This is a genomic window from Pseudooceanicola antarcticus, from assembly GCF_900215355.1.
GTDB lineage: Bacteria > Pseudomonadota > Alphaproteobacteria > Rhodobacterales > Rhodobacteraceae > Pseudooceanicola > Pseudooceanicola antarcticus.
Map to the genome: position 1 here is coordinate 566,139 of NZ_OBEA01000003.1, position 19,594 is coordinate 585,732.

Sequence of the window (19,594 nt, forward strand, 5' to 3'; positions counted from 1 at the left end):
GGTCCCGATGTTCTACTACCGTCCGCTTGTCCAGTCCGGCCCGAAACCCGCAGATGCGCTGCCGCTGACAGGCGGGCCGCTGTGGTTCAACCAGGTCGAGCGCCTGTCACGCACGGAGGCGCCGCAGATCCTGCCGGCCAGTGAGCTGCCCGAGGACTGGCAGCGCCGTCTCTGCCGTCCGCGCCCGGCGCTGGCGGGCCTGTCCATGGACCGGCCTCGGATCATGGGCATCCTCAACGTGACGCCTGACAGTTTCTCGGACGGGGGCAGCTTCAATGCGCCCGAGTCCGCGCTGGCCCATGCCAAGACCATGGCCGAGGCGGGGGCCGAGATGATCGACGTTGGCGGCGAATCCACCCGCCCCGGTGCGGCGGAAGTGCCCATCGCCCAGGAAATCGAGCGTACCGCCCCGGTGATCCGCGCCATTGCGCCGCTCGGATTGCCGATCTCCATCGACACCCGAAAGTCGGCCGTGGGCCGTGCCGCGGCCGAGGCAGGGGCGGGTCTGATCAACGATGTCTCGGGCTTTGCCTATGACCCGGCGCTGGCCGACGTGGCCTCGACCTTCGCGCTGCCGGTCTGCGTGATGCATATGCGCAAGGCGCCCGAGGACATGCACCTGGATCCGCACTACGACAACGCCCTGCTCGACGTCTACGACGAGCTGGAAGAGCGTGTCGCCGCAGCCGAGGCCGCCGGCATCCCGCGCGCCCGCATCCTGGCCGATCCCGGTATCGGTTTCGCCAAGACCGCGCAGCACAACCTCGAGATCCTGAACCGGCTGTCGCTCTTCCACGGCATGGGCTGCCCGCTCTTGCTGGGGGTCTCGCGCAAGCGCTTCATCGGCTCCATCGGCCAGGCCCCCGAAGCCCGCGACCGCGCGCCGGGCTCCATCGCCGTGGCGCTGGCGGGCATTGCCCAGGGTGTGCAGATGGTGCGGGTTCACGATGTCGCCGAAACCGCCCAGGCCCTGCGGCTCTGGCTGGCGGTCCGCGACGGGCGCGAGGCCTAGCGCAGGGCGTTGGCGATCTCGCCCGCGTGGCGGTGCAGGATCTCGGTCAGGCGGGCGTAGTCGGCGGGGGTGACCTCGCTCATCGGCTCGGAGAAGCCCAGGGCGGCCTCGGCGCTGCCCATGGACCCCACGGGCACCGAGATGCCGACGGCACCGCTTTCAAATTCACCGGCAACCACCGAAACGCCGCTCTGGCGGATTTCCTGCACGGCGGCGGCGATGCGATCCCGGTCGGTCACCGTGTCGGAGGTGAAGCGCTCGACGGGGGCGGTCTCGATCATCTCGTTCGACCAGGTCTCGTCGCCCCAGGCCAGAAGCATGCGGCCGATGGAGGTGCTGAGCAGGGGCAGCCGGCTGCCCACGGTGAAGCCGAAGGTATAGCGGGTTTTCTGCTGCGCCGATTGGGCCACGTAGACCGCCGAGGCTCCGTCGCGCATGGCCAGGCTGACGCTGTAACCCAGCTCGCGGGCGCAGAGCTCCATCAGCGGCTGCACCTGGCGGCCGAACTGGTTGCCGCGCAGGAAGCCAGATCCCAGTACAAGCACACGAGGGGTCAGCGAGTAGCGGTTTTCCTCCTTGCGGACATACCCGAGGTGAACCAAGGTCAGCACCAGTCGCCGCACCGCGGCGCGTTCGATCCCGGTAAGCCGGGCGATCTCGGCAAGGGAGAGCTGGCTGTGCGCCTCGTCGAAGGCCCGCAGTACGGTCATCCCCTTCATGAATGTCAGGGAGATGTCCTTGGTTGGAATATCCGACTGCACGTTTTCAGACCTCATCCTCAGGCGCCCATACATCAGGCACAGAACTTCCGTCTCAACGTATTGCCCACGGAAACCCGTGCCCGCAAGCTCTGTCTGGTCTTGACATGCCAATGATATATCCACCATGTGGTATATTATCGAACGATCGAACAATAAATGACGGCCCGGTATTTTCCGCGGCCCAAGCCAACACGGAGACCCCTTCCTCATGCTGAGAACACTCGTCGCCTCCGGCGCTCTCGCCCTTGCCATGACCGCAGGCGCCCAGGCGGAAACGCTGCGCTACGCGCATTTCATGTCGGCCAACAGCTGGCAGAACCAGACCATCTTCGAGGATTGGGCTGCCGCGGTCGAAGAAGCCGCCGGCGAAGAGCTCGACGTACAGGTCTTCCCTGCTCAAACCCTGGGCAAGGCGCCCGCGGGCTACGACAACGCGATGATGGGCATCGCCGACATCGCCTGGACCGTGCAGGGCTACACCGCCGGTCGCTTCCCGCTGAGCCAGATCATGGAACTGCCGGGCCTCTTCGACACCGGCGCCGTCGGCTCCTGCGCCTTCCAGAAGCTCTACGACAGCGGCGCGCTGGATGCGGAATACGACGAGACCCATGTGCTCTTCGTGCACACCCATGATCCGGGCCACCTGCACACCGGCGACAAGCCCGTGTCGACCCTGGCCGACATGAAGGGCCTGAAGCTGCGCCGCCCGACCCAGGTCGTCGGCACGCTTCTGGAAAACCTCGGCGCCGAGCCCGTGGGCATGCCCGCGCCGAACACCTACGAGGCCCTGCAGCGCGGTGCCATCGACGGCTACATGCTGCCCTGGGAAAGCGTCGAGAGCTTCCGCCTGGCCGAGCTGTCGAATTACCACACCGAGTTCGGCTTCTACGCCCTGGCCTTCGTCGCCACGATGAACAAGGCCAAGTACGAGAGCCTCTCGCCGGAAGCCAAGGCCGCCATCGACGCCAACTCCGGCATGGAGTGGGCCGTGACCGCGGGCCGTGGCTACGATGAAGCCGGTGCCAAGGTGCTGGCCGAGCTGCGCGAGACCTCGAACGTGATCGAACTGTCGGACGAAGAGCGCGCGATCTGGAACGAAGCCGCCCAGTCCGCCTCGGACGCCTATATCGCCGAGCTCGACGGCATGGGCCTGCCGGGCACCGAGACCTACGCTGCGGTGCAGGGCTACGTCAGCGAATGCGAAGCAGAGCTGAACTGAGCTTCTGACTGATCCAGGATTTGGACGGGCGGCCTCCGGGCGGCCCGTCCATGCACTTTTCAAACCAACGGAACACTCAATGATAGTCGCCACGATCCGTCGGGTCGCCCATGTGATGGAGAGGGTCAGCCTCCTCCTCGGGGCGCTGTGTCTTCTCTACATGGTCTCGGTCGTAGGCCTGAACGTGCTGGCGCGGATCGTCTTCGATGCCACCGGAACGGCACTCAACCTGATGATCCCCGGTGCCATCGAACAGGTCTCCTACCTGCTGGGCATCGTTGCCATGGCCGGTCTGACGGCCTCGCTGTCGCATGGGATGATCGCCGTCGACTTCCTGGTGACGCGCCTGCCGCGCGGAGGCCAGGCACTGGTCGCGCGCTTCTGGTTCCTGGTGCTGCTTTGCCTGGCCCTGGTGCTCTGCTGGCTCTTCTTCCACGACATGCAGGCCACCTACGCCCGCGGCGAGGAAAGCCAGGACCTGCGTATTCCGATGTTCCTGATCTACGGGCTTGCCATGCTGCAAAGCCTCGCCCTGGCGGTTGTCGCCCTGCGCGAGATGCTGGTCAGCCAGGGCGACCATGGAGAGATTGCCTGATGACTCCCCTGCTGATCGGCTATGCCTGCATCGCCGCCATGTTCGTGATCCTGATCCTCGGCGCCCCCATCGGGCTGGCGATGGTCACGGTCGGTTTCGTAGGCTTCTCGGCCATCATCGGCATGTCGCCCGCGCTGGCCGTGCTGAAGACCGCCACCTTCGAGACCATCACCAATTACTCCTACACCCTGATCCCGCTGTTCCTTCTGATGGGCAACCTGATCTCGCGCTCGGGCGTGGCCACGGACCTGTTCCGCGGCGCGCTGCGCCTGACGCGCGGCTGGTCCGGCGGGCTGGCTGCGGCGGGCATGACCGCCAGCGCCATCTTCTCGACCGTGTCGGGCTCTTCGCTGGCCACCGCCTCGACCATGACCCGCGTCGCCTATCCCGAGATGCAGGCCCATGGCTATGATCCGCGCCTTGCCACCGGCTCGCTGGCGGCGGGGGGCACCCTTGGCATCCTGATCCCGCCCTCGATCGCGCTGATGCTCTATGCGCTGATCACCGAGCAATCGGTGGGCACCATGTTCCTGGCAGGCATCCTGCCGGGCATCCTGGCCTTCGTGCTCTATACGGTCACCATCCTCATCATGTCGCGGATCTGGACGCCGGACCCCACGGTGGTCCCGCCCTCCGAAACCGAGGCAGCCCCCGCCGGCCGTTTCGAGACGCTGCGCCTCTTCGCGCCTGCACTGGTGCTCTTCGGCCTCGTCATGGGCGGGCTCTACGGCAACTTCTTCACCCCCACCGAGGCCGGTGGCGTCGGTGCCGCGCTGTCGCTGATCTTCGCCCTCTGGCGCCGGGTGCCGCGTGCCGAGCTGGTGGCAGCCTTCGTCGAGACCATCGTCACCTGCGGCTCGATCTTCCTGATCCTGATCGGTGCCGAGGTCTTCGGCTTCGTGCTCTCGACCTCGCAGCTGTCCAACGCACTGGTGGATTTCCTCAGTGGCAGCGGTTTCGGAAGCTGGCAGGTGCTGCTGGTGATCCTGGTCTTCTACATCATCCTGGGCTGCTTCATGGAGAGCCTGGCGATGATCCTGCTGACCGTGCCGATCTTCTTCCCGGTGATCCTGGCCAATGGCTTCGATCCGATCTGGTTCGGCGTGATCGCCGTGGTCACGGTCGAGCTGGGCATGATCACCCCGCCCGTGGGTATGAACCTCTTCATGGTGAAAAGCGCCTCGCGCGGCACCAAGCTGTCGACGATCATGACCGGGGTCATCCCCTTCGTCGTGACCGACGTGATCCGCCTGGGCATCCTGCTGGCCTTCCCGGCCATCTCGCTCCTGCTGACGGGGAGGCTCTAGGATGACCGCGATCCACTCTTTGCACCACCCTCAGACCAGTACGTCAGGCAGGAAGGCCAGGGCATGACTTCTTCTTATCAGGACCGCATCGCAGAGGGCCGCCTGGCCCGCGAAGGCTTGCTGAGCGCCGAGGCCCAGGCCTCTGCCGCCGCGCTGCTGGAGCGGGTCGAGGCCAGCGAGCTCGAGACCGTCCGCGTGGTCTTCGCCGACCAGCACGGCTTGCTGCGCGGCAAGACCGTGGCGGCGGGCAGCCTGGCGTCGATCTTCCGTTCGGGGCTGAACCTGCCGGGCACGCTGCTGCTCAAGGATACCTCCAACCGCACCGTCTTTCCGATCTGGGACGGCAGTTCCTCGGGGGTGATGAAGACCATGGCCGGGGCGGGCGACATGCTGCTGGTGCCCGACCCCGACACCTTCCGCATCCTGCCCTGGGCGCCGCATTCGGCCTGGCTCTTCTGTGATCCCTACACCCGCGACGGCGAGGCGCTGCCCTTCGCGCCGCGCCCGGTGCTGCGCTCTGCCGTGGCGGCGCTGGCCGAGAAGGGCCTGTCGCTGACCGTCGGGCTGGAGGTCGAGTTCCACGTCTACAAGCGCCTCGACGATCCGCTTGCCCACCACCAGGCGGGCCTGCCGGGGCAGCCGCCGACGACGGCGCTGCTGGACCAGGGCTATCAGTACCTGGCCGAGGCCAACTACGACCGGCTCGAGCCGGTGATGGACCTGCTGCGCCGCAATGCCCAGGCGCTTGGCCTGCCGGTGCATTCGACCGAGGTCGAGATGGGCCCCAGCCAATTCGAGTTCACCTTCGCCCCGGCCTCGGCGCTGGAGCATGCGGACAACATGATCATGTTCCGCACCATGGTGAAGGAGGTCTGCGCCCGCGAAGGCCTGCACGCCACCTTCATGTGCCGTCCCAAGAACGAGAACAGCGCCTCCAGCGGCTGGCACCTGCACCAGTCCCTGGTGAACGAGAGCGGCCGCAATGTCTTCATCCCCGAAGTGGCGGGAGAGCCCACGCCCGAGGCCAGTGCCTGGATCGCGGGCCTGCTGGCGCATGCGGAGGAAAGCTGCCTGCTGACCACGCCGACGGTGAACGGCTACAAGCGCTACCAGCCCTACCAGCTGGCACCCGACCGTATCGAATGGGGCTATGACAACCGGGGCGCCATGGTGCGCGCGCTGATGGCACCGGGCGATGCTGCCAGCCGGGTCGAGAACCGCGTGGCCGAGCCTGCCGCCAACCCCTATTTCTACTTCACCTCGCAGATCCTGTCGGGTCTCTCGGGCCTGGATCAGCGGTTGCAGGCTCCGGCGCCGGTCGAGAACCCCTACGACAACGACGCCACGGCCCTGCCGCCCAGCCTGATCGCCGCCATCGAGGCTTTCGAGACGGGCGATCTCTACCGCCGGACCCTGGGCGAGGACTTCGTCGAATACATGTCCTTCCTCAAGCGGGCCGAGTGGAAACGCTACCTCGGGATCGTCACCGAGTGGGAGCAGACCGAATACTTCGGGATCTTCTGATCATGCCCCATATCGTCATCGAATATTACACCGAGACCGACATGGATCGCCGCCTGGTGCTGGAAACCGCGCTCGAGACCGCCGCGGCGAGCGGGGTCATGAACCGCGCGGACATCAAGGTGCGGCTCTCGCGCAGCGAGGCGATCCTGCTGGGGGATGGGCGGAGCTCGTTCATGCATGTGACGATCTCGATGCTGGCAGGGCGCAGCGACGAGGCCAAGCTTGAGCTGGCCCGGGCCATGACAGAGGCGCTGCGCGCCACTTGTCCCTGCCTGGGCGCGATCAGCACCGATATCCGGGACATGAACCCCGAGACCTACAAGAAGTCGCTGCTGACCTGATCCGGGACACGGCGGAAACGACAAAGGCGGGGCCGGGCCCCGCCTTTTTCATGTGCCCGGCGTCTCGGTCTTCGGGCGCAGCGCTCAGGCGCTGAAGGGGCGGAAACCCGAGGCCTCGCTCAGCAGATGCGGCACATCGGCCAGGACTTCCTCGGCGGTGATGCGCTTGGCATTGGGTTTCGCGGAAAGCCCGAAGCCGGTCAGATAGGCCGGCTCGGCCAGCCGGATATCGGCGGGCAGGGAGGTCTCTGCACGCGCATCCAGCCAGCGCCAGTCGCCTGCACCCACCAGGTGGGCCTCATGGCTCTCTCCCTCTCCGCTTGCGACCACGGTCAGGGTCATCGCGTCAATGAGGCCCGCATAGGTGGTGTCGCGCAGGTGCAGCGGCACGGGGGCATCGGGGGCGAGGCCCGCGATCTCCATCACCGGAGCATGAGAGAGCATCAGCCAGGCCCAGGAGAGCTGGTGGCGCGCCATCAACTGGCGCACCGATTCCTTCAGGGTGAAATAGCCGTCCAGGATGTCGTGGAAGGGTTCGGCATCCTGGCCCGGCACGGCGGGGATCATACCGTCGCGTCCCAGGGCGCGGCGCGGCGGCGCTCCATGTCGGCCGAGACGCTGGCGGCGAGCCAGTCGTCGCTGTCGGCAATGGCGTCATTGGACAGCGGGCCGACGATCTGCGGCGTTTCCTGGCGGTCCTGCATCGGCAGACGCTCCAGCTTGCCGGTCTCGACGGCCTTGATCGCCTTGCGCAGCATCAGGCGGTAGCGGACGATTGCCGCATCGCCCCGGCCCAGGTGCTCGCGCGTGCGGTCCTGGATCGCGCCCATGCTTTCGACCGCCCACTGGTCATGCACGTTGATGTCCATGCCCATGCCCGTGTAGGTCAGCGATTTCTGCTCTTCCGGGTTGTAGTGGTAGTGGTTGGAGCGGTTCTTCAGCGGCGCATAATCGGGCAGGCTGTGTTCCTTCAGGCGCTGCTCGCGCATCAGCTCCTTGTTCACCGGCTTATCGAAGCTGGTGAACATGGTGTACCAGTAGCAGTTCTCGTCATCGACGGGCACGTGCCACTGGGTGATGATCATCTCGCGCGACATCGGAATGCAGATGGCCGAGGGGAAGATCTGGTTGGTGACGCGCACGTGGGTAAGGTCGTTCTCCATGTGGCGCAGGGCGGTGATCTTCAGGCCGAAGGCGGTCTCGTCGACCTCGATGTCCGGGCGCGGGTATTCGCGCAGCACCTGGGTCATCGGCATGTCGGTATTGGCTGCCTTGTCGCGGAACTGCTTGCCGTAGCTGTCCTCGGGGTCCTCGTCCTGCAGGAAGCGGTGCAGGAAGGAGGCATGGCCCGGATCAATGCCGATCTCGAGCGCCTGCAGCCAGTTGCACTCCCACAGGCCCTTGAAGGCGAAGACATGGCTGTCGGGGGCGCGGAAGCAGTCGAAGTTGGGGAAGGCGGGGGGCTCGCCCGGACCCATGTAGGCAAAGCAGATGCCGTTCTTCTCGACCACGGGGTAGGTGGCGCCGCCCTCGACAAGGCGGATGTCCTCGCGCGCGGGGTGATGGGTGGGGGCCTCGTCGGCGCTGGCTTCACGGGTCTTCAGCACCAGCGCGCCGGTGTCGTCGCGCAGCATCACCAGCCGCTCGCCCAGAAGGTTCACGGGCAGCATCGGAGCGTCCTGGCCGGCGATCTCATCGGTGAGGGCGGCGGGCTGCCAATAGTGGCGATGCACGGCGCCGGCAGAGGTGTCGGGGCCGATCCGGGTGATCTGGTCATTGAGTTTCTGGGTGATCATGCGGTTGCTCCTTCAGGGGAACGGAAAATGAGGGTGAGAGGGGCGGGATCAGCCGGCCAGCGGCGGCGGGGTGCCGTCACCGGCCCAGGCCAGGATGTCGCCCTCGTGTTCGACGACCGAGAAGCTGGGCAGCTTGATCGCCTTGTACATGGTGGAATCCTCGGGCTCTGCCGGCTGCTCGGTGCATTGGCCCGTGCGGTCGAAGTGCCAGCCGTGGAAGGGGCAGCGGATGCCGTTGTTCTCATGCCGACCATAGCACAGGTCAGCGCCGCGGTGCGGGCAATAGCGCCCGATCAGCCCCAGCTCGCCTTCCTCGTCGCGGAACAGCACGAGCTTCAGGCCGAAGGCAGTGACCGGCGCCACGGGGCGCGGTGCCTTCAACGCGTCGGCACTGGCGATCTTGACCCAGCTCACGGTCTCGGTTTCCGGTTGGGGCGATTGGCTCATCTGTCGTTCCTTTGCCATGATCCCGGAGGGCGTCTGCTGCCGGATCGGGCATTCTGTCTTGGTCGATAATCGACGGGTTGCGCTTTATTCAAACTTCTCATTGATTTTGCGCCCGGTCAATGACAATGATCACCGGACCATCCGCGCGCGGTTCCAGGCTGGCAAAAAAGAGCCCCGCCCCCCGCTGCGCGCCAGTCAAGAAGGCATCCGCCGCAAGGGAAATGCATGAGCCACGAACGGGAGAACGCATGAGCGCCAAAATCGCAATCGTCGGTGCCGGACCCTCTGGGTGTTATACCGCGCAGGCGCTGCTGAAGCGCGCCCCCGATCTCGAAGTGGATATCCTGGATGCCCAGCCCGTGCCCTATGGGCTGGTGCGCTATGGCGTGGCCGCCGATCACCAGGGCACCAAGGGCGTGGCACGGCAGTTCGCCCGTGTCTTCACCCGCCAGAACGCCCATTTCATCGGCAATCTCAGGGTCGGCCGCGATGTCTCGATGGAAGAGCTGCGCGGCGCCTATGATGCGGTGGTGCTGGCCGCCGGCCTCTCGGCCGACCGCCCCCTGGGCATTCCCGGAGACGATCTGCCCGGCGTCATCGGTTCGGGCGCGCTGACCCGCGCGCTCTATGAACACCCCGAGGCCCAGGCACTGCCCGAGCTGGGCGAGGCGCCGGTCGTCATCGGCACCGGCAACGTGGCCATCGACATCCTGCGCCTGCTGGCCAAGACCCCGGAAGAGCTGAAGGGCAGCGACCTGGGGCCCGTCCCCACGGATTGGCTGGCCGCCCGGAAGATCCGTCGGATCACCGTCGTCGGCCGCTCCACGGCGGGGGCGGCGAAGTTCTCTCCGGTCATGGTCAAGGAGTTGGGCGAGCTGTCGCAGGTGGACCTGCGCCTGCCGGGCTGCGCCCAGGACGCGGGCGAGGCCCTGCAGGCTGCCGTCGCCGCCAGCGCGGGCCCGCTGCCCATCGAGTTCCGCTTCCAGAGCCGCCCCGTGGCACTGGAGCAGGCCGACGGCGCCCTGCGCCTGACGGTCGAGACACCCCAGGGGGTCGAGCAGATCGCCGCCACTTCGGTCATCTCGGCCATCGGCTTCACCAGCGACGGCGCGCTTGATCGCGGTGCGCTGCTGCAAGAGGTCGAGGCCGGCACGGGCCGCCTCTATGCGACCGGCTGGTTCCGCAATGGCTCTGTCGGGGCGATCCCGCAGTGCCGGGAGGAGGGGCAGCGGCTGGCGCAGCAGATCCTCGACGAGATCACGCCCGATCCCGCCCGGCCGGGGCGCGCGCTTTTCGCCGACCGCAGCGATGTGGTCGACTTCGATCACTGGCTGCAGCTGGATGCGCGGGAGCTGGCCGCGGCCACCGATCAGCGCTGCCGCCAGAAAATCCATCTTCGGGAAGAGCTGCTTCGTCCCGCAAACCTTCAGGACGCCTGACCCCATGAACATCGCTATCTTTTTCGGAACCGAAACCGGCAACGCCGAGATGCTGGCCGAAGATATCGCCACCGAGCTGGAAGACCAGCACGAGACCTCCGTCGCCAACCTGGCCGACACCGCGCCCGACGCGCTGCTGACCGAGGGACTGAACGTCATTGTCTGCTCGTCCTACGACGACGGTGATTTCCCGGCCTCCGCCAAGCCCTTCGTCGAGAAGGTCCAGGCCGCCAAGCCCGACCTGACGGGCGTGCGCTTTGCCATCTTCGGGCTGGGCGACAGCGAATATGCCGACACCTACGGCTTCGGCTCGATGAAGGTGGCAGAGCTGCTGGTGGCCCATGGGGCCGAGGCCCTGGGCGATCGCCCGGTGCATGACGCCGCCGGCGACGCGCTGCCCGAGGACATGGCGCTGCCCTGGCTGGAAGAGATCATCGGCGGACTCGACGCCTGAAGGCAGAGACGCTGCAAAGCAAAAGGCCCCGCAATCGCGGGGCCTTTCTTGTTCTTGGAGGGATATTTCCCCAAGCCGTGTGGCTTGGTTCTTTTCCCCCAGGCCGTGAGGCTTAGTTCTTTTCCCCCAAGCCGTCAGGCTTAGTTCTTTTCCTTGTCGACCATCTTGCCGGCCGAGATCCAGGGCATCATCGCGCGCAGCTTCTCGCCGGTTGCTTCGATCTGGTGCTCGTCGTTCAGGCGGCGGGTACCCTTGAAGAAGGGCTGGCCAACGGTGTTTTCCTGCATGAAGTCACGCACGAACTTGCCGGTCTGAATGTCGCGCAGAACCGCTTTCATGCGGGCCTTGGTCTCGTCGTAGGGCAGGACGCGCGGGCCGGACACGTATTCGCCGTACTCGGCGGTGTTTGAGATCGAGTAGTTCATGTTGGCGATGCCGCCTTCGTAGATCAGGTCCACGATCAGCTTCACCTCGTGAAGGCACTCGAAATAGGCCATCTCGGGGGCGTAGCCGGCTTCCACCAGGGTCTCGAAGCCCATGCGGATCAGCTCGACCAGGCCACCGCAAAGCACGGCCTGCTCACCGAAGAGGTCGGTCTCGCACTCTTCGCGGAAGTTGGTCTCGATGATGCCCGAGCGGCCGCCACCGATGGCGGAGCAATAGGACAGACCCAGCTCCAGCGCCTTGCCGGAGGCATCCTGGTGAACGGCCACCAGGCAGGGCACGCCGCCGCCCTTGGTGTATTCGCCGCGCACGGTGTGGCCGGGGCCCTTGGGGGCCATCATGATGACGTCGACGCCGGGCTTCGGCTCGATCAGGCCGAAGTGCACGTTCAGACCGTGGGCAAAGGCGATGGCTGCGCCTTCCTTCAGGTTGTCGTGGACGTACTTCTTGTAGGTCTCGGCCTGAAGTTCATCGGGCATGGTGAACATGATCAGGTCGCACCAGGCAGCCGCCTCGGCGATACCCATGACCTGCAGGCCTTCGGCTTCGGCTTTCTTGGCCGAGGCGGAGCCTTCGCGCAGGGCGACGACGAGGTTTTTGGCACCGCTGTCGCGCAGGTTCAGCGCATGGGCGTGGCCCTGGGAGCCGTAGCCCAGGATGGCGACCTTCTTGTCCTTGATCAGGTTGATGTCGCAATCGCGATCGTAATAGACACGCATGTTGTTTCTCCTTCCATTCCTGCGGCCAACATAGGGGCCTTCCGCAGCGCTTTCGTTGCAAAACTCTCATCGTTTGGCTATCAGGTGAGATATCTATTCGTCATCTGGATGAAGTTGGACAAGTTATGCTCGATGATGCGGACAGGCGCATTCTTCGCCAGTACCAGGCCGACCCGGCGGCTTCCTCGGCGCAGCTGGCCGAACGCGCCGGGCTGACCCCCGCCACCTGCTGGCGGCGGCTTGAGAGGATGCAGGCCCAGGGCATCATCCGGGGCGTGCGCGGGGTGATCGACTGGCGCGCGCTTGGCTACACGGTCGAGGTCTCGCTGCGGATCACGCTCGACAAGAGCGCACCGCGCGCCTTCGATGATTTCGCCGCCGGGGCCCGCAAGATCCCAGAGGTGCTGGAGATCCAGACCTTCCTGGGCCAGGTCGACGCCCGCCTCGGCATCATCGCCCGCGATGTCGAGCACTACCAGGAGATCTACCGCGAGAAGATCCTGACCCTGCCGCATATCACCGATATCGACGCTCTGATGCATGTGGCACGGGTGAAATTCGACGAGCAGGTGCCGCTATGAGCGGCCCTGCGACCGAGGCCTTCGCCCTCGACGACACCGACCGCAAGCTGCTGCGCGCCCTGGCCGAGGATGCCACGCAAAGCTCAGGTGCCCTTGGCCGCCGCTTCGGCCTGTCGCAGCCCGCCACCTGGCGTCGCATCAAGCGGATGGAACAGGCGGGGGTTCTGGCCGGCCGTCGCCTGGACCTCGACCTGAAGCGACTGGGCTTCGGGGTGACGGTCTTCCTCGGGATACGTCTGGCCACCAAGGGCCGCGCCTCTCTGGAGGAGTTCGAGCGCGCGGTCTCGGCCATCCCCGAGGTGCAGACCATCGAGCATATCCTGGGCGTCTACGACTACCGCCTGCGCGTCGCCGCCCGCGACCTGCCGGACTTCGAGCGGGTCCTGCGTCGCCGCGTGATGACCCTGCCGGGCGTCGGCAGCGTCGATGCCAATGTCATGCTCTCGGAAGAACGCCTGCCCGGACCGCTCTAGGGGCGACCGTGCCGCTGCCGCCCTTTCATCATCACCAGGCTGAAAATACTCCGGGGGTGAATTGAGCCGAAGGCTCAAGAGGGGGCAGCGCCCCCCTTACCCCTTCGCCCCAAGTCCCATCTGCATCAGCAGCTTGCGCACCGGCGCTGCGGCGTAGAGCGCATCCAGACCGGCCGCGCGCAGGTCGCGCAGGGGCTGGGCCGAGATCTGGCTGGCGCGGTTCAGCGCGTCGATGCCGGCGGCCCGGATCTGCACCTCGCGGTGCCGGGCCCGGTCATAGGCCGCCATCATCTGCGCGTCGCCCAGCCGGTCAGGGGCTGCGCGCGCCAGGTCGCGCAGGCAGCGCAGGTCGCCAAGGGACATGTTAAGCCCCTGTGCCCCGATGGGGGGCACCACGTGGGCGGCCTCCGCCATCAGCGCCAGGCGCTCGCCGGACATGTGATCGGCCACCTGGGTGATGATCGGCCAGACAGAGCGACGGCTGCGCAGGGTCAGCGGGCCCAGGATCTGGCAGCTGCGCCGGTTCATCTCGGCCTCGAAGTCCGGGACCTCCAGCGCGGCCAGTTCCTGAACGCGGGGACCGTCCTCCATCCAGACCACGGCCGAACAATGGCGGCCCTCGTGGTCGGGCAAGGGGACCAGGGTGAAAGGCCCGCCCGAACGATGGATCTCGGTGGAGATATTGTCGTGCGGCTCGGGATGGCTGACCGAGAACGCCAGCGCCTTCTGGCCATAGCGCCGGGTCGAAACCCCGATCCCCGCCGCCTGCCGCATCGGCGAGTTGCGCCCGTCGGCGGCCAGCACCAGCCGGGTCTTCACGCGGCTGCCGTCGGACAGCCCGACGATGGCATGGGCCTCGCGGGTGAAGAGGCTGGAGCTGCCGGTGCCGGGCCGGAAGGTCACATTCGGCAACGCCTCGAGCCGGGCCAGGATCTCGCGGCGCAGCAACCAGTTGGGAAGGTTCCAGCCGAAGGGCAGATCCGAGATATCGGTGGAATCGAAGTCGCGGATGACGCGCGGTTCGGGCTCGGGCCCGCCGGCATCGACGATGCGCATGATGCGCAGGGGCGCGGCATGTTCGGCGAAATGATCCCAGAGACCGGCCTCGGCCAGCAGCGCCTGGGCCGGTTGCAGGAAGGCCGTGGTGCGCAGATCGGCACCCGCCGCCGTGGCCTCGGTCACCGGCGGCGCGGGATCGAGGCAGAGCACCCGGAAGCCCTCGGCCCCCATGACGGCGGCGGCAGTCAGACCCGCCACGCCCCCGCCCGAGATCACGATGTCGAAATCAGCGCCCATAGCGGCCATCCTTCCTCAGCCCCGCGTCAGCAGGATCAGCACCACGAACATCACCGGCACCGTGGCCAGCGCCGCCAGCCCGAGCGCCACCAGCCCCCAGGTCTTCAGCGCCAGCACCATTGCCGTCAGCACGATGAGCGCCGCATAGCCGATATGGCCGCGGAAGTCCCGCTCCAGATCGCGCAGCATCCAGCCGATGAGCGGGATGAAATGGTACAGGCGGCGCGGGGCGGTATGGGGGTCTGCAAGGGTGGTCATGGCGTCTCCTTCAGGTGTCCTGCCCCTGAGATGGGGTCAAAGGGCGCCGGGGGCAAAGCGACATCCGGTCGCTCACAGCAGCGCCTTCAGGAAACCGGCCAGATCGTCGGTGCTGTAGTGGACATGCGGCGCCTCGACCGGCTCGGGGGCCACGTGAACGCAGCGCAGGCCCATGGCGTAGGGCTCGACCAGGTTGCGGGGGTCGTCCTCGAACATGGCGGCGCGGGCCGGGTCCAGCCCGTCGGTGCCGAAGACCGTGTCATAGGCGGCGCGGTCCGGCTTGGGGTGGAAGCCCGCATGTTCGACCCCGTAGATCGCATCGAAGAGCCCGGCGAGACCGCGCGCCTCGAGCACCCGCTCGGCATAGGGGCCCGAGCCATTGGTGAAGACGATCTTGCGGCCGGGCAGGGCGCGGATATGCGCTGCCAGCTCGGGGTCACGCTCCAGGTGGGTCATGTCGATCTCGTGGACATGGGTCAGGTAGGGGGCGGGGTCGACATCATGCAGCCGCATCAGCCCGGCCAGCGTCGTGCCGTGGTCGCGCCAGTATTCCTGCCGCATGCGGTCGGCATCGCTGCGCGACACCCCCAGGGCCTGCATGACCCAATCGGTCATCCGCACCTCGATCTGGTCGAAGAGCCGCGCCTCGGGCGGGTAGAGCGTATTGTCCAGGTCGAAAACCCAGGTGGTGACGTGATCGAAGGAATTCTTTGGCATGGCGCGACGCTAGCCCCGAGCCGGGGCAAGCACAAGCGGTGCCCTTGCATGCCACCCGCCTCGCTGCCTAATGTGTCGCGACTATGAAAGGAGCCAGGTCTCATGGCCAGCAAACCCCAGCAGGGCGATGCCTATTCGCTGATCCTCGAGGCGATCGACATCGGGCTCTATCGCCCCGGTGACCGGCTGGTGGAAAGCGAGTTGGCCGAGCGTTTCGGCGTCTCGCGCACGCCGATCCGCGAGGCATTGCAACGGCTTGAGACCCAGGGCCTGCTGGCCCGCGACGGCCGCTCTCTGATCGTCGCCTCGCTGGATCACAACCAGCTGGCCGAGCTTTACGTGGTGCGCGCCGAGCTCGAGGCCCTGGCGGCGGGCCTGGCCGCCCGTCACGCCACGGCCGAGGAGGTCCGCGTGCTGCAGGACATGGTGGCGGCCGACCGCCGTCACCTGGGCGACCCTTCCGCCCTGGCGCGGGCCAACAAGCGGTTCCACCACCAGATCCACCTGGCCTCGCACAACCGGTTCCTGGTGCAGCAGCTGGACCTGGTTCATCGCTCCATGGCGCTGCTGGCCACCACCTCGCTCGCCGCAGAGGGCCGCGACGGCGATGCGCTGAACGAGCATGAGGCCATCGTGCGCGCCATCGCCGCGCGCGACGAGGCCGCCGCCGCCGAGGCGCTGCGCAGCCATATCTCCCAGGCCTATGTGACCCGGCTGAAGCTGGACGCGGAGCGCGAAGAGGGCATCTAGCCCCCCTTGCCACCCTTCAGCGACAGCCCGTGCTGGGTCTTGTCCCAGTAGAAGGGCTTGGCCACCAGCTCGTAGAGCGCCTTGTAGGCGGCGAGGCACCCCAGGGGATAGTAGAGGTGCAGCGTCGGCACCCAGGGCCAGAGGTGGCGGTGGGTCCTGCGACGCGTGGCGATCAGGCCAAGCGAGATATTCTGGATCTCGGCGCAGAAGAAGAGCACGGCGCAGGTGGTCAGCAGGGGCGGGGGCACCAGTCCCAGCAGCGGATGCGGCAGGCCGGCCAGCATCAGCCAGAAGGACCAGAGCAGTGGCGCCAGCAGGAATTGCGAAGCGGCGGTGATGAAATGGGCGTGAAAGCCGATGCTGCGCCACAGACCCAGCTCGCGGTGCAGCCGGCGCGGATGGCGCAGGTGCACCAGGTAGGTCACCAGGTAGCCCTTCAGCCAGCGAGACCGCTGCTTGACCCAGGGCAGGGCGCGGCAGTTGGCCTCTTCGCCGGTGGTGGTGTCCAGCAGCTCGGTGCGGAAGCCGTGGCGGGCCAGGCGGATGCCCAGGTCGGCGTCCTCGGTCACGTTATGGGCGTCCCAGCCGCCGAGGATCTCGATCACGTTGCGGCGCAGGAACAGCGTGGTGCCGCCGAGGGGCACGGCAAAGCCCATGCGCGACATGCCGGGCAGCACTAGGCGGAACCAAGTGTTGTATTCGACGGTGAAACAACGGGCGAGCCAGTTCTGGCGCGGGTTGTAGTAGTCGAGCGCGCCTTGCAGGCAGGCGGTCTCGGGCGGGGCGGCGGCGAAGCGGGCGGCCACCCGGCGCAGCTGGTCGGGGTCCGGCGCATCCTCGGCGTCGTAGATGCCGATAATCTCGCCCCGGCAGAAATCCAGCGCGTAGTTCATCGCCCGGGGCTTGGTCTGTGGCGCGCCCCTGGGCACCACCACGGGCCGTATCCAGGGCGGCAGGGTCAGCCCGGCGATGGTCTCTTGCGTGATCGCATCGGCTTCTTCCAGCACCAGCACGATATCCAGCCGGTCGCGCGGGTAGTCCAGCAATTGCAGCCGTTTCAGCAGCGCCGCCGCGATGTGGCGTTCGCGGAAAAGCGGCACCAGGATCGAGATGCGGGGCAGATCGCTGTCCAATGCCCCGTCCGGTGCGCTATCCGGCGTGCCGGGCGGAGGCAGGGCGGCGGGTCGCGGAGCCAGCAGGTGGACCACGGCGGCGGTGCCCTTCAGCAGCATGGCCAGCGCCAGGGTCAGCACTGCCCAGCCGGTCAGCGCCACCAGCACCGCTCCGGGGTAGAGCAGCAGCGCCAGCACCAGCAGGGCCAGCAGGGTGAAGGTCAGCGCCAGCCTGCGTCGGGTCGCCGACCAGGTGCGGCAGCTCTCCGAGGCGGGCACACGGGTCGACATCTTCTGCACCAGCTCTGCCCGGTGGTGGGTCGAGATCGCCTCCTGCACTTCGGCACGGGTGGCGATGACCGGACGCAGGCCAAGGCGCATGTCGCGGCGCAGCCGGTAGGCCAGGCGGGCCACGATCTCGATGTAGTGCTCCGGCAGGGCGGTGGCGCAGACCAGGTTGCCGTCGTGGCTGCGCCAGGGCACCACCTGGTGGCGCAGGCAGAACTGCGGGTCCAGCAGGTCCTGCAGCTGAGGATCGGGGGGCGCCTTGCGCAGGTCGACGCGCTCCAGCCCGTGCCGCCCGGCCAGCGCGCGCAGCAGAGTCTCTTCGTCGATCTCCCCCGAGACCCAGGCCTTGCGCAGGTCCGCTGGCTCGGCTGCGGAGCCGAGGCTTTCGGCTTCTGGTAGAAAATGGGCAGGTTTTTCGCGAAACATGCCGGCCTGCCCGAGGTCCAGCCCCCCAAAGCTGGGCGGACCGACATGTATCGAGCGCTGCGCGTCCAGCTTTCGCAGGTTCGATGCCATTAATGTACGACCCCTTAAGTCCTAGCGACATGTGTTTCGCAGGACTTCGTTAATTGGCCATTAACGATGACAGTCCGATCGGCCTTGCAGGGCTGCGCCGGGCGCGGGGGCGGAACGAGAAAGGGCGGCCCGAAGGCCGCCCATCTGTCCGTGCTATGACAGGTCTCAGGCGGGGACGCCGCCCATCGATTCGACGAAACGCTCGAAGAGGTAGAAGCTGTCCTGCGGGCCGGGGCTGGCCTCGGGGTGGTGCTGCACCGAGAACACGGGCCGGTCGGTCATGCGGATGCCGCAGTTGGAGCCGTCGAAGAGCGAGACGTGGCTCTCGACCACGCCCTCGGGCAAGGTCTGGCTGTCGACGGCGAAACCGTGGTTCATCGAGGTGATCTCGACCTTGCCGGTGGCCAGTTCCTTCACGGGGTGGTTGGCACCATGGTGGCCGTGGTTCATCTTCACCGTCTTGGCGCCAAGGGCGAGGGCCAGCATCTGGTGACCGAGGCAGATGCCGAAGATCGGCATGTTGCTGCGGTTCATGACCTCCTGGATCATCGGCACGGCATATTCGCCGGTAGCGGCGGGGTCGCCGGGGCCGTTCGACAGGAAGAGACCATCGGGCTCATGGGCCAGCACCTCTTCTGCGGTGGCAGAGGCGGGCAGGACGGTCACGTCGCAGCCGGCCGATGCCAGGCAGCGTAGGATGTTGCGCTTGGCGCCGTAGTCGACGGCGACGACCTTGAAACGGGCGTTCTCCTGCTTGGGGAAGCCGTCGGGCCAGGCCCACCTCATCTCGTCCCAGCGGTAGCTCTGGGCGCAGGTCACGTCCTTGGCCAGGTCGAGGCCGACGAGGCCGGCGAAGTTGCGGGCACGGGCGACCAGCGCTTCGACATCGAAGTTGCCATCGGGATTATGGGCCAGGGCGGCATGGGGGGCGCCGCGGGCGCGGATGGCGCGGGTCAGGCGGCGGGTGTCGATGCCGCCGATGGCGATCCGGCCGCGCGAGGCGAGCCAGTCGCCCAGCTCTCCGGCGGAGCGCCAGTTCGAGGGCTCGGTCGGGTCCCATTTCACCACCATGCCGGCGGCGACGGGATCGGCGGTCTCGTCATCCTCGACGTTGACGCCGGTGTTGCCGATATGGGGGAAGGTGAAGGTGACGATCTGTCCGGCGTAGGAGGGATCGGTCATGATCTCCTGGTAGCCGGTCATGGCGGTGTTGAAGCAAAGCTCTGCTTCGGTGACGCCGGTGGCGCCGAAGCCTCGGCCGTAGAACACGGTCCCATCGGCAAGCGCGAGGCAGGCGGTCGGTTTCGGTCCTTGAGACAGGGGCATGGGCGACTCTTACAGCTATGGGCAAATTGGCGCATGGCTAGGCTTTCGCCGGGGGACAGTCAAGGGCAGAGCGCCCCTGCCACGCCTGTCACGGGCGCTTATTTGACGCAAGATCGGGCAGCACGGAGGCTGTCGTTACGTGACGGCGCGGCGCAAGCGGGAAACCTTGTCGCGCCCTGGGGCGTTCTATAAGGTGGGCACCTGCAATCAACGCGAGGG

Annotated in this window: 21 protein-coding genes; 11 read left to right on the forward strand and 10 right to left on the reverse strand. The window is 66.9% G+C overall.

The window, feature by feature from the left end:
- Positions 1 to 7 precede the first annotated feature (7 nt).
- Complete coding sequence (gene folP, locus CRO50_RS10580) at positions 8 to 1,012, forward strand: dihydropteroate synthase (protein WP_097145853.1); 1,005 nt, start codon at positions 8 to 10, stop codon at positions 1,010 to 1,012.
- Here folP and CRO50_RS19935 read toward each other — a convergent pair.
- The gene (locus tag CRO50_RS19935) at positions 1,009 to 1,731 is read right to left on the reverse strand and encodes an IclR family transcriptional regulator domain-containing protein (RefSeq protein WP_218844983.1); all 723 of its coding nucleotides are present in this window, start codon (positions 1,729 to 1,731) and stop codon (positions 1,009 to 1,011) included. The genes folP and CRO50_RS19935 overlap by 4 nt on opposite strands.
- 250 nt (positions 1,732 to 1,981) lie before the next feature.
- Between CRO50_RS19935 and CRO50_RS10595 the strand changes: the two genes are divergently transcribed.
- From CRO50_RS10595 to CRO50_RS10615, 5 genes are all read left to right on the forward strand, one after another.
- Positions 1,982 to 2,992, forward strand: a complete 1,011-nt coding sequence (locus tag CRO50_RS10595; RefSeq protein WP_097145854.1) for a TRAP transporter substrate-binding protein — start codon at positions 1,982 to 1,984, stop codon at positions 2,990 to 2,992.
- Positions 2,993 to 3,071: 79 nt separating this feature from the next.
- A complete protein-coding gene (locus CRO50_RS10600) occupies positions 3,072 to 3,587 on the forward strand; it encodes a TRAP transporter small permease (RefSeq protein WP_097145855.1) in 516 nt (171 codons plus the stop codon).
- Complete coding sequence (locus CRO50_RS10605) at positions 3,587 to 4,894, forward strand: TRAP transporter large permease (protein WP_097145856.1); 1,308 nt, start codon at positions 3,587 to 3,589, stop codon at positions 4,892 to 4,894. Before CRO50_RS10600 ends, CRO50_RS10605 begins: the two co-directional genes overlap by 1 nt.
- A 63-nt stretch (positions 4,895 to 4,957) precedes the next feature.
- Entirely contained in the window at positions 4,958 to 6,418 is a 1,461-nt protein-coding gene (locus CRO50_RS10610; protein ID WP_097145857.1) for a glutamine synthetase family protein, read from the forward strand.
- Positions 6,419 to 6,420: 2 nt separating this feature from the next.
- The gene (locus CRO50_RS10615; protein WP_097145858.1) at positions 6,421 to 6,759 is read left to right on the forward strand and encodes a 5-carboxymethyl-2-hydroxymuconate Delta-isomerase; all 339 of its coding nucleotides are present in this window, start codon (positions 6,421 to 6,423) and stop codon (positions 6,757 to 6,759) included.
- An 84-nt stretch (positions 6,760 to 6,843) separates the two neighbouring features.
- Here the strand turns inward: CRO50_RS10615 and CRO50_RS10620 are convergent, their stop codons facing one another.
- Genes CRO50_RS10620 through CRO50_RS10630 form a run of 3 tightly spaced genes read right to left on the reverse strand, consistent with a single transcriptional unit; the run spans position 6,844 to position 9,002 of the window.
- Positions 6,844 to 7,326, reverse strand: a complete 483-nt coding sequence (locus CRO50_RS10620) for a hypothetical protein (RefSeq protein ID WP_097145859.1) — start codon at positions 7,324 to 7,326, stop codon at positions 6,844 to 6,846.
- Entirely contained in the window at positions 7,323 to 8,555 is a 1,233-nt protein-coding gene (locus tag CRO50_RS10625; protein WP_097145860.1) for an aromatic ring-hydroxylating oxygenase subunit alpha, read from the reverse strand. The genes CRO50_RS10620 and CRO50_RS10625 overlap by 4 nt, the downstream gene beginning before the upstream one ends.
- A 48-nt stretch (positions 8,556 to 8,603) precedes the next feature.
- Positions 8,604 to 9,002, reverse strand: a complete 399-nt coding sequence (locus CRO50_RS10630) for a Rieske 2Fe-2S domain-containing protein (RefSeq protein WP_157791687.1) — start codon at positions 9,000 to 9,002, stop codon at positions 8,604 to 8,606.
- 248 nt (positions 9,003 to 9,250) lie between these two features.
- On the opposite strand from CRO50_RS10630, the gene CRO50_RS10635 reads away from it, so the two are divergent.
- Positions 9,251 to 10,441 carry an FAD-dependent oxidoreductase gene (locus CRO50_RS10635; RefSeq protein WP_097145862.1) on the forward strand — a complete coding sequence of 397 codons (1,191 nt, stop codon included), beginning with the start codon at positions 9,251 to 9,253 and terminating at the stop codon, positions 10,439 to 10,441.
- A 4-nt stretch (positions 10,442 to 10,445) separates the two neighbouring features.
- On the forward strand, positions 10,446 to 10,895 hold the full coding sequence (locus CRO50_RS10640) for a flavodoxin domain-containing protein (RefSeq protein ID WP_097145863.1): 450 nt from the start codon (positions 10,446 to 10,448) through the stop codon (positions 10,893 to 10,895).
- Between the two features lie 140 nt (positions 10,896 to 11,035).
- Here CRO50_RS10640 and ilvC read toward each other — a convergent pair whose 3' ends face one another.
- Positions 11,036 to 12,058 carry a ketol-acid reductoisomerase gene (ilvC, locus tag CRO50_RS10645; protein ID WP_097145864.1) on the reverse strand — a complete coding sequence of 341 codons (1,023 nt, stop codon included), beginning with the start codon at positions 12,056 to 12,058 and terminating at the stop codon, positions 11,036 to 11,038.
- Between the two features lie 125 nt (positions 12,059 to 12,183).
- Here ilvC and CRO50_RS10650 point away from each other — a divergent pair, with 125 nt between their 5' ends.
- Positions 12,184 to 12,639 carry an Lrp/AsnC family transcriptional regulator gene (locus CRO50_RS10650; RefSeq protein WP_097145865.1) on the forward strand — a complete coding sequence of 152 codons (456 nt, stop codon included), beginning with the start codon at positions 12,184 to 12,186 and terminating at the stop codon, positions 12,637 to 12,639.
- A complete protein-coding gene (locus CRO50_RS10655; protein WP_097145866.1) occupies positions 12,636 to 13,112 on the forward strand; it encodes an Lrp/AsnC family transcriptional regulator in 477 nt (158 codons plus the stop codon). Before CRO50_RS10650 ends, CRO50_RS10655 begins: the two co-directional genes overlap by 4 nt.
- A 96-nt stretch (positions 13,113 to 13,208) precedes the next feature.
- Here CRO50_RS10655 and CRO50_RS10660 read toward each other — a convergent pair whose 3' ends face one another.
- From CRO50_RS10660 to CRO50_RS10670, 3 genes are all read right to left on the reverse strand, one after another.
- Positions 13,209 to 14,408 (reverse strand): UbiH/UbiF family hydroxylase, encoded by a 1,200-nt coding sequence (locus CRO50_RS10660; protein ID WP_097145867.1) that lies wholly within the window; start codon positions 14,406 to 14,408, stop codon positions 13,209 to 13,211.
- A gap of 15 nt (positions 14,409 to 14,423) precedes the next feature.
- Complete coding sequence (locus CRO50_RS10665; RefSeq protein ID WP_097145868.1) at positions 14,424 to 14,666, reverse strand: hypothetical protein; 243 nt, start codon at positions 14,664 to 14,666, stop codon at positions 14,424 to 14,426.
- A 72-nt stretch (positions 14,667 to 14,738) separates the two neighbouring features.
- Positions 14,739 to 15,383, reverse strand: a complete 645-nt coding sequence (locus CRO50_RS10670) for a pyrimidine 5'-nucleotidase (protein ID WP_097145869.1) — start codon at positions 15,381 to 15,383, stop codon at positions 14,739 to 14,741.
- A gap of 102 nt (positions 15,384 to 15,485) precedes the next feature.
- Here CRO50_RS10670 and CRO50_RS10675 point away from each other — a divergent pair, with 102 nt between their 5' ends.
- Complete coding sequence (locus CRO50_RS10675) at positions 15,486 to 16,133, forward strand: GntR family transcriptional regulator (RefSeq protein ID WP_097145870.1); 648 nt, start codon at positions 15,486 to 15,488, stop codon at positions 16,131 to 16,133.
- Here the strand turns inward: CRO50_RS10675 and CRO50_RS10680 are convergent.
- The gene (locus tag CRO50_RS10680) at positions 16,130 to 17,959 is read right to left on the reverse strand and encodes a glycosyltransferase family 2 protein (RefSeq protein WP_232617668.1); all 1,830 of its coding nucleotides are present in this window, start codon (positions 17,957 to 17,959) and stop codon (positions 16,130 to 16,132) included. The genes CRO50_RS10675 and CRO50_RS10680 overlap by 4 nt on opposite strands.
- 255 nt (positions 17,960 to 18,214) lie before the next feature.
- Positions 18,215 to 19,375, reverse strand: a complete 1,161-nt coding sequence (carA, locus tag CRO50_RS10685) for a glutamine-hydrolyzing carbamoyl-phosphate synthase small subunit (protein WP_097145872.1) — start codon at positions 19,373 to 19,375, stop codon at positions 18,215 to 18,217.
- Positions 19,376 to 19,594: the final 219 nt, after the last annotated feature.

Bases quoted from the DNA above. Each gene is read 5' to 3' on its own strand.
- folP (WP_097145853.1), top strand. From the start codon at position 8: ATGTTCTACTACCGTCCGCTTGTCCAGTCCGGCCCGAAACCCGCAGAT.
- CRO50_RS19935 (WP_218844983.1), bottom strand. From the start codon at position 1,731: ATGAAGGGGATGACCGTACTGCGGGCCTTCGACGAGGCGCACAGCCAG.
- CRO50_RS10595 (WP_097145854.1), top strand. From the start codon at position 1,982: ATGCTGAGAACACTCGTCGCCTCCGGCGCTCTCGCCCTTGCCATGACC.
- CRO50_RS10600 (WP_097145855.1), top strand. From the start codon at position 3,072: ATGATAGTCGCCACGATCCGTCGGGTCGCCCATGTGATGGAGAGGGTC.
- CRO50_RS10605 (WP_097145856.1), top strand. From the start codon at position 3,587: ATGACTCCCCTGCTGATCGGCTATGCCTGCATCGCCGCCATGTTCGTG.
- CRO50_RS10610 (WP_097145857.1), top strand. From the start codon at position 4,958: ATGACTTCTTCTTATCAGGACCGCATCGCAGAGGGCCGCCTGGCCCGC.
- CRO50_RS10615 (WP_097145858.1), top strand. From the start codon at position 6,421: ATGCCCCATATCGTCATCGAATATTACACCGAGACCGACATGGATCGC.
- CRO50_RS10620 (WP_097145859.1), bottom strand. From the start codon at position 7,326: ATGATCCCCGCCGTGCCGGGCCAGGATGCCGAACCCTTCCACGACATC.
- CRO50_RS10625 (WP_097145860.1), bottom strand. From the start codon at position 8,555: ATGATCACCCAGAAACTCAATGACCAGATCACCCGGATCGGCCCCGAC.
- CRO50_RS10630 (WP_157791687.1), bottom strand. From the start codon at position 9,002: ATGAGCCAATCGCCCCAACCGGAAACCGAGACCGTGAGCTGGGTCAAG.
- CRO50_RS10635 (WP_097145862.1), top strand. From the start codon at position 9,251: ATGAGCGCCAAAATCGCAATCGTCGGTGCCGGACCCTCTGGGTGTTAT.
- CRO50_RS10640 (WP_097145863.1), top strand. From the start codon at position 10,446: ATGAACATCGCTATCTTTTTCGGAACCGAAACCGGCAACGCCGAGATG.
- ilvC (WP_097145864.1), bottom strand. From the start codon at position 12,058: ATGCGTGTCTATTACGATCGCGATTGCGACATCAACCTGATCAAGGAC.
- CRO50_RS10650 (WP_097145865.1), top strand. From the start codon at position 12,184: ATGCTCGATGATGCGGACAGGCGCATTCTTCGCCAGTACCAGGCCGAC.
- CRO50_RS10655 (WP_097145866.1), top strand. From the start codon at position 12,636: ATGAGCGGCCCTGCGACCGAGGCCTTCGCCCTCGACGACACCGACCGC.
- CRO50_RS10660 (WP_097145867.1), bottom strand. From the start codon at position 14,408: ATGGGCGCTGATTTCGACATCGTGATCTCGGGCGGGGGCGTGGCGGGT.
- CRO50_RS10665 (WP_097145868.1), bottom strand. From the start codon at position 14,666: ATGACCACCCTTGCAGACCCCCATACCGCCCCGCGCCGCCTGTACCAT.
- CRO50_RS10670 (WP_097145869.1), bottom strand. From the start codon at position 15,383: ATGCCAAAGAATTCCTTCGATCACGTCACCACCTGGGTTTTCGACCTG.
- CRO50_RS10675 (WP_097145870.1), top strand. From the start codon at position 15,486: ATGGCCAGCAAACCCCAGCAGGGCGATGCCTATTCGCTGATCCTCGAG.
- CRO50_RS10680 (WP_232617668.1), bottom strand. From the start codon at position 17,959: ATGTTTCGCGAAAAACCTGCCCATTTTCTACCAGAAGCCGAAAGCCTC.
- carA (WP_097145872.1), bottom strand. From the start codon at position 19,375: ATGCCCCTGTCTCAAGGACCGAAACCGACCGCCTGCCTCGCGCTTGCC.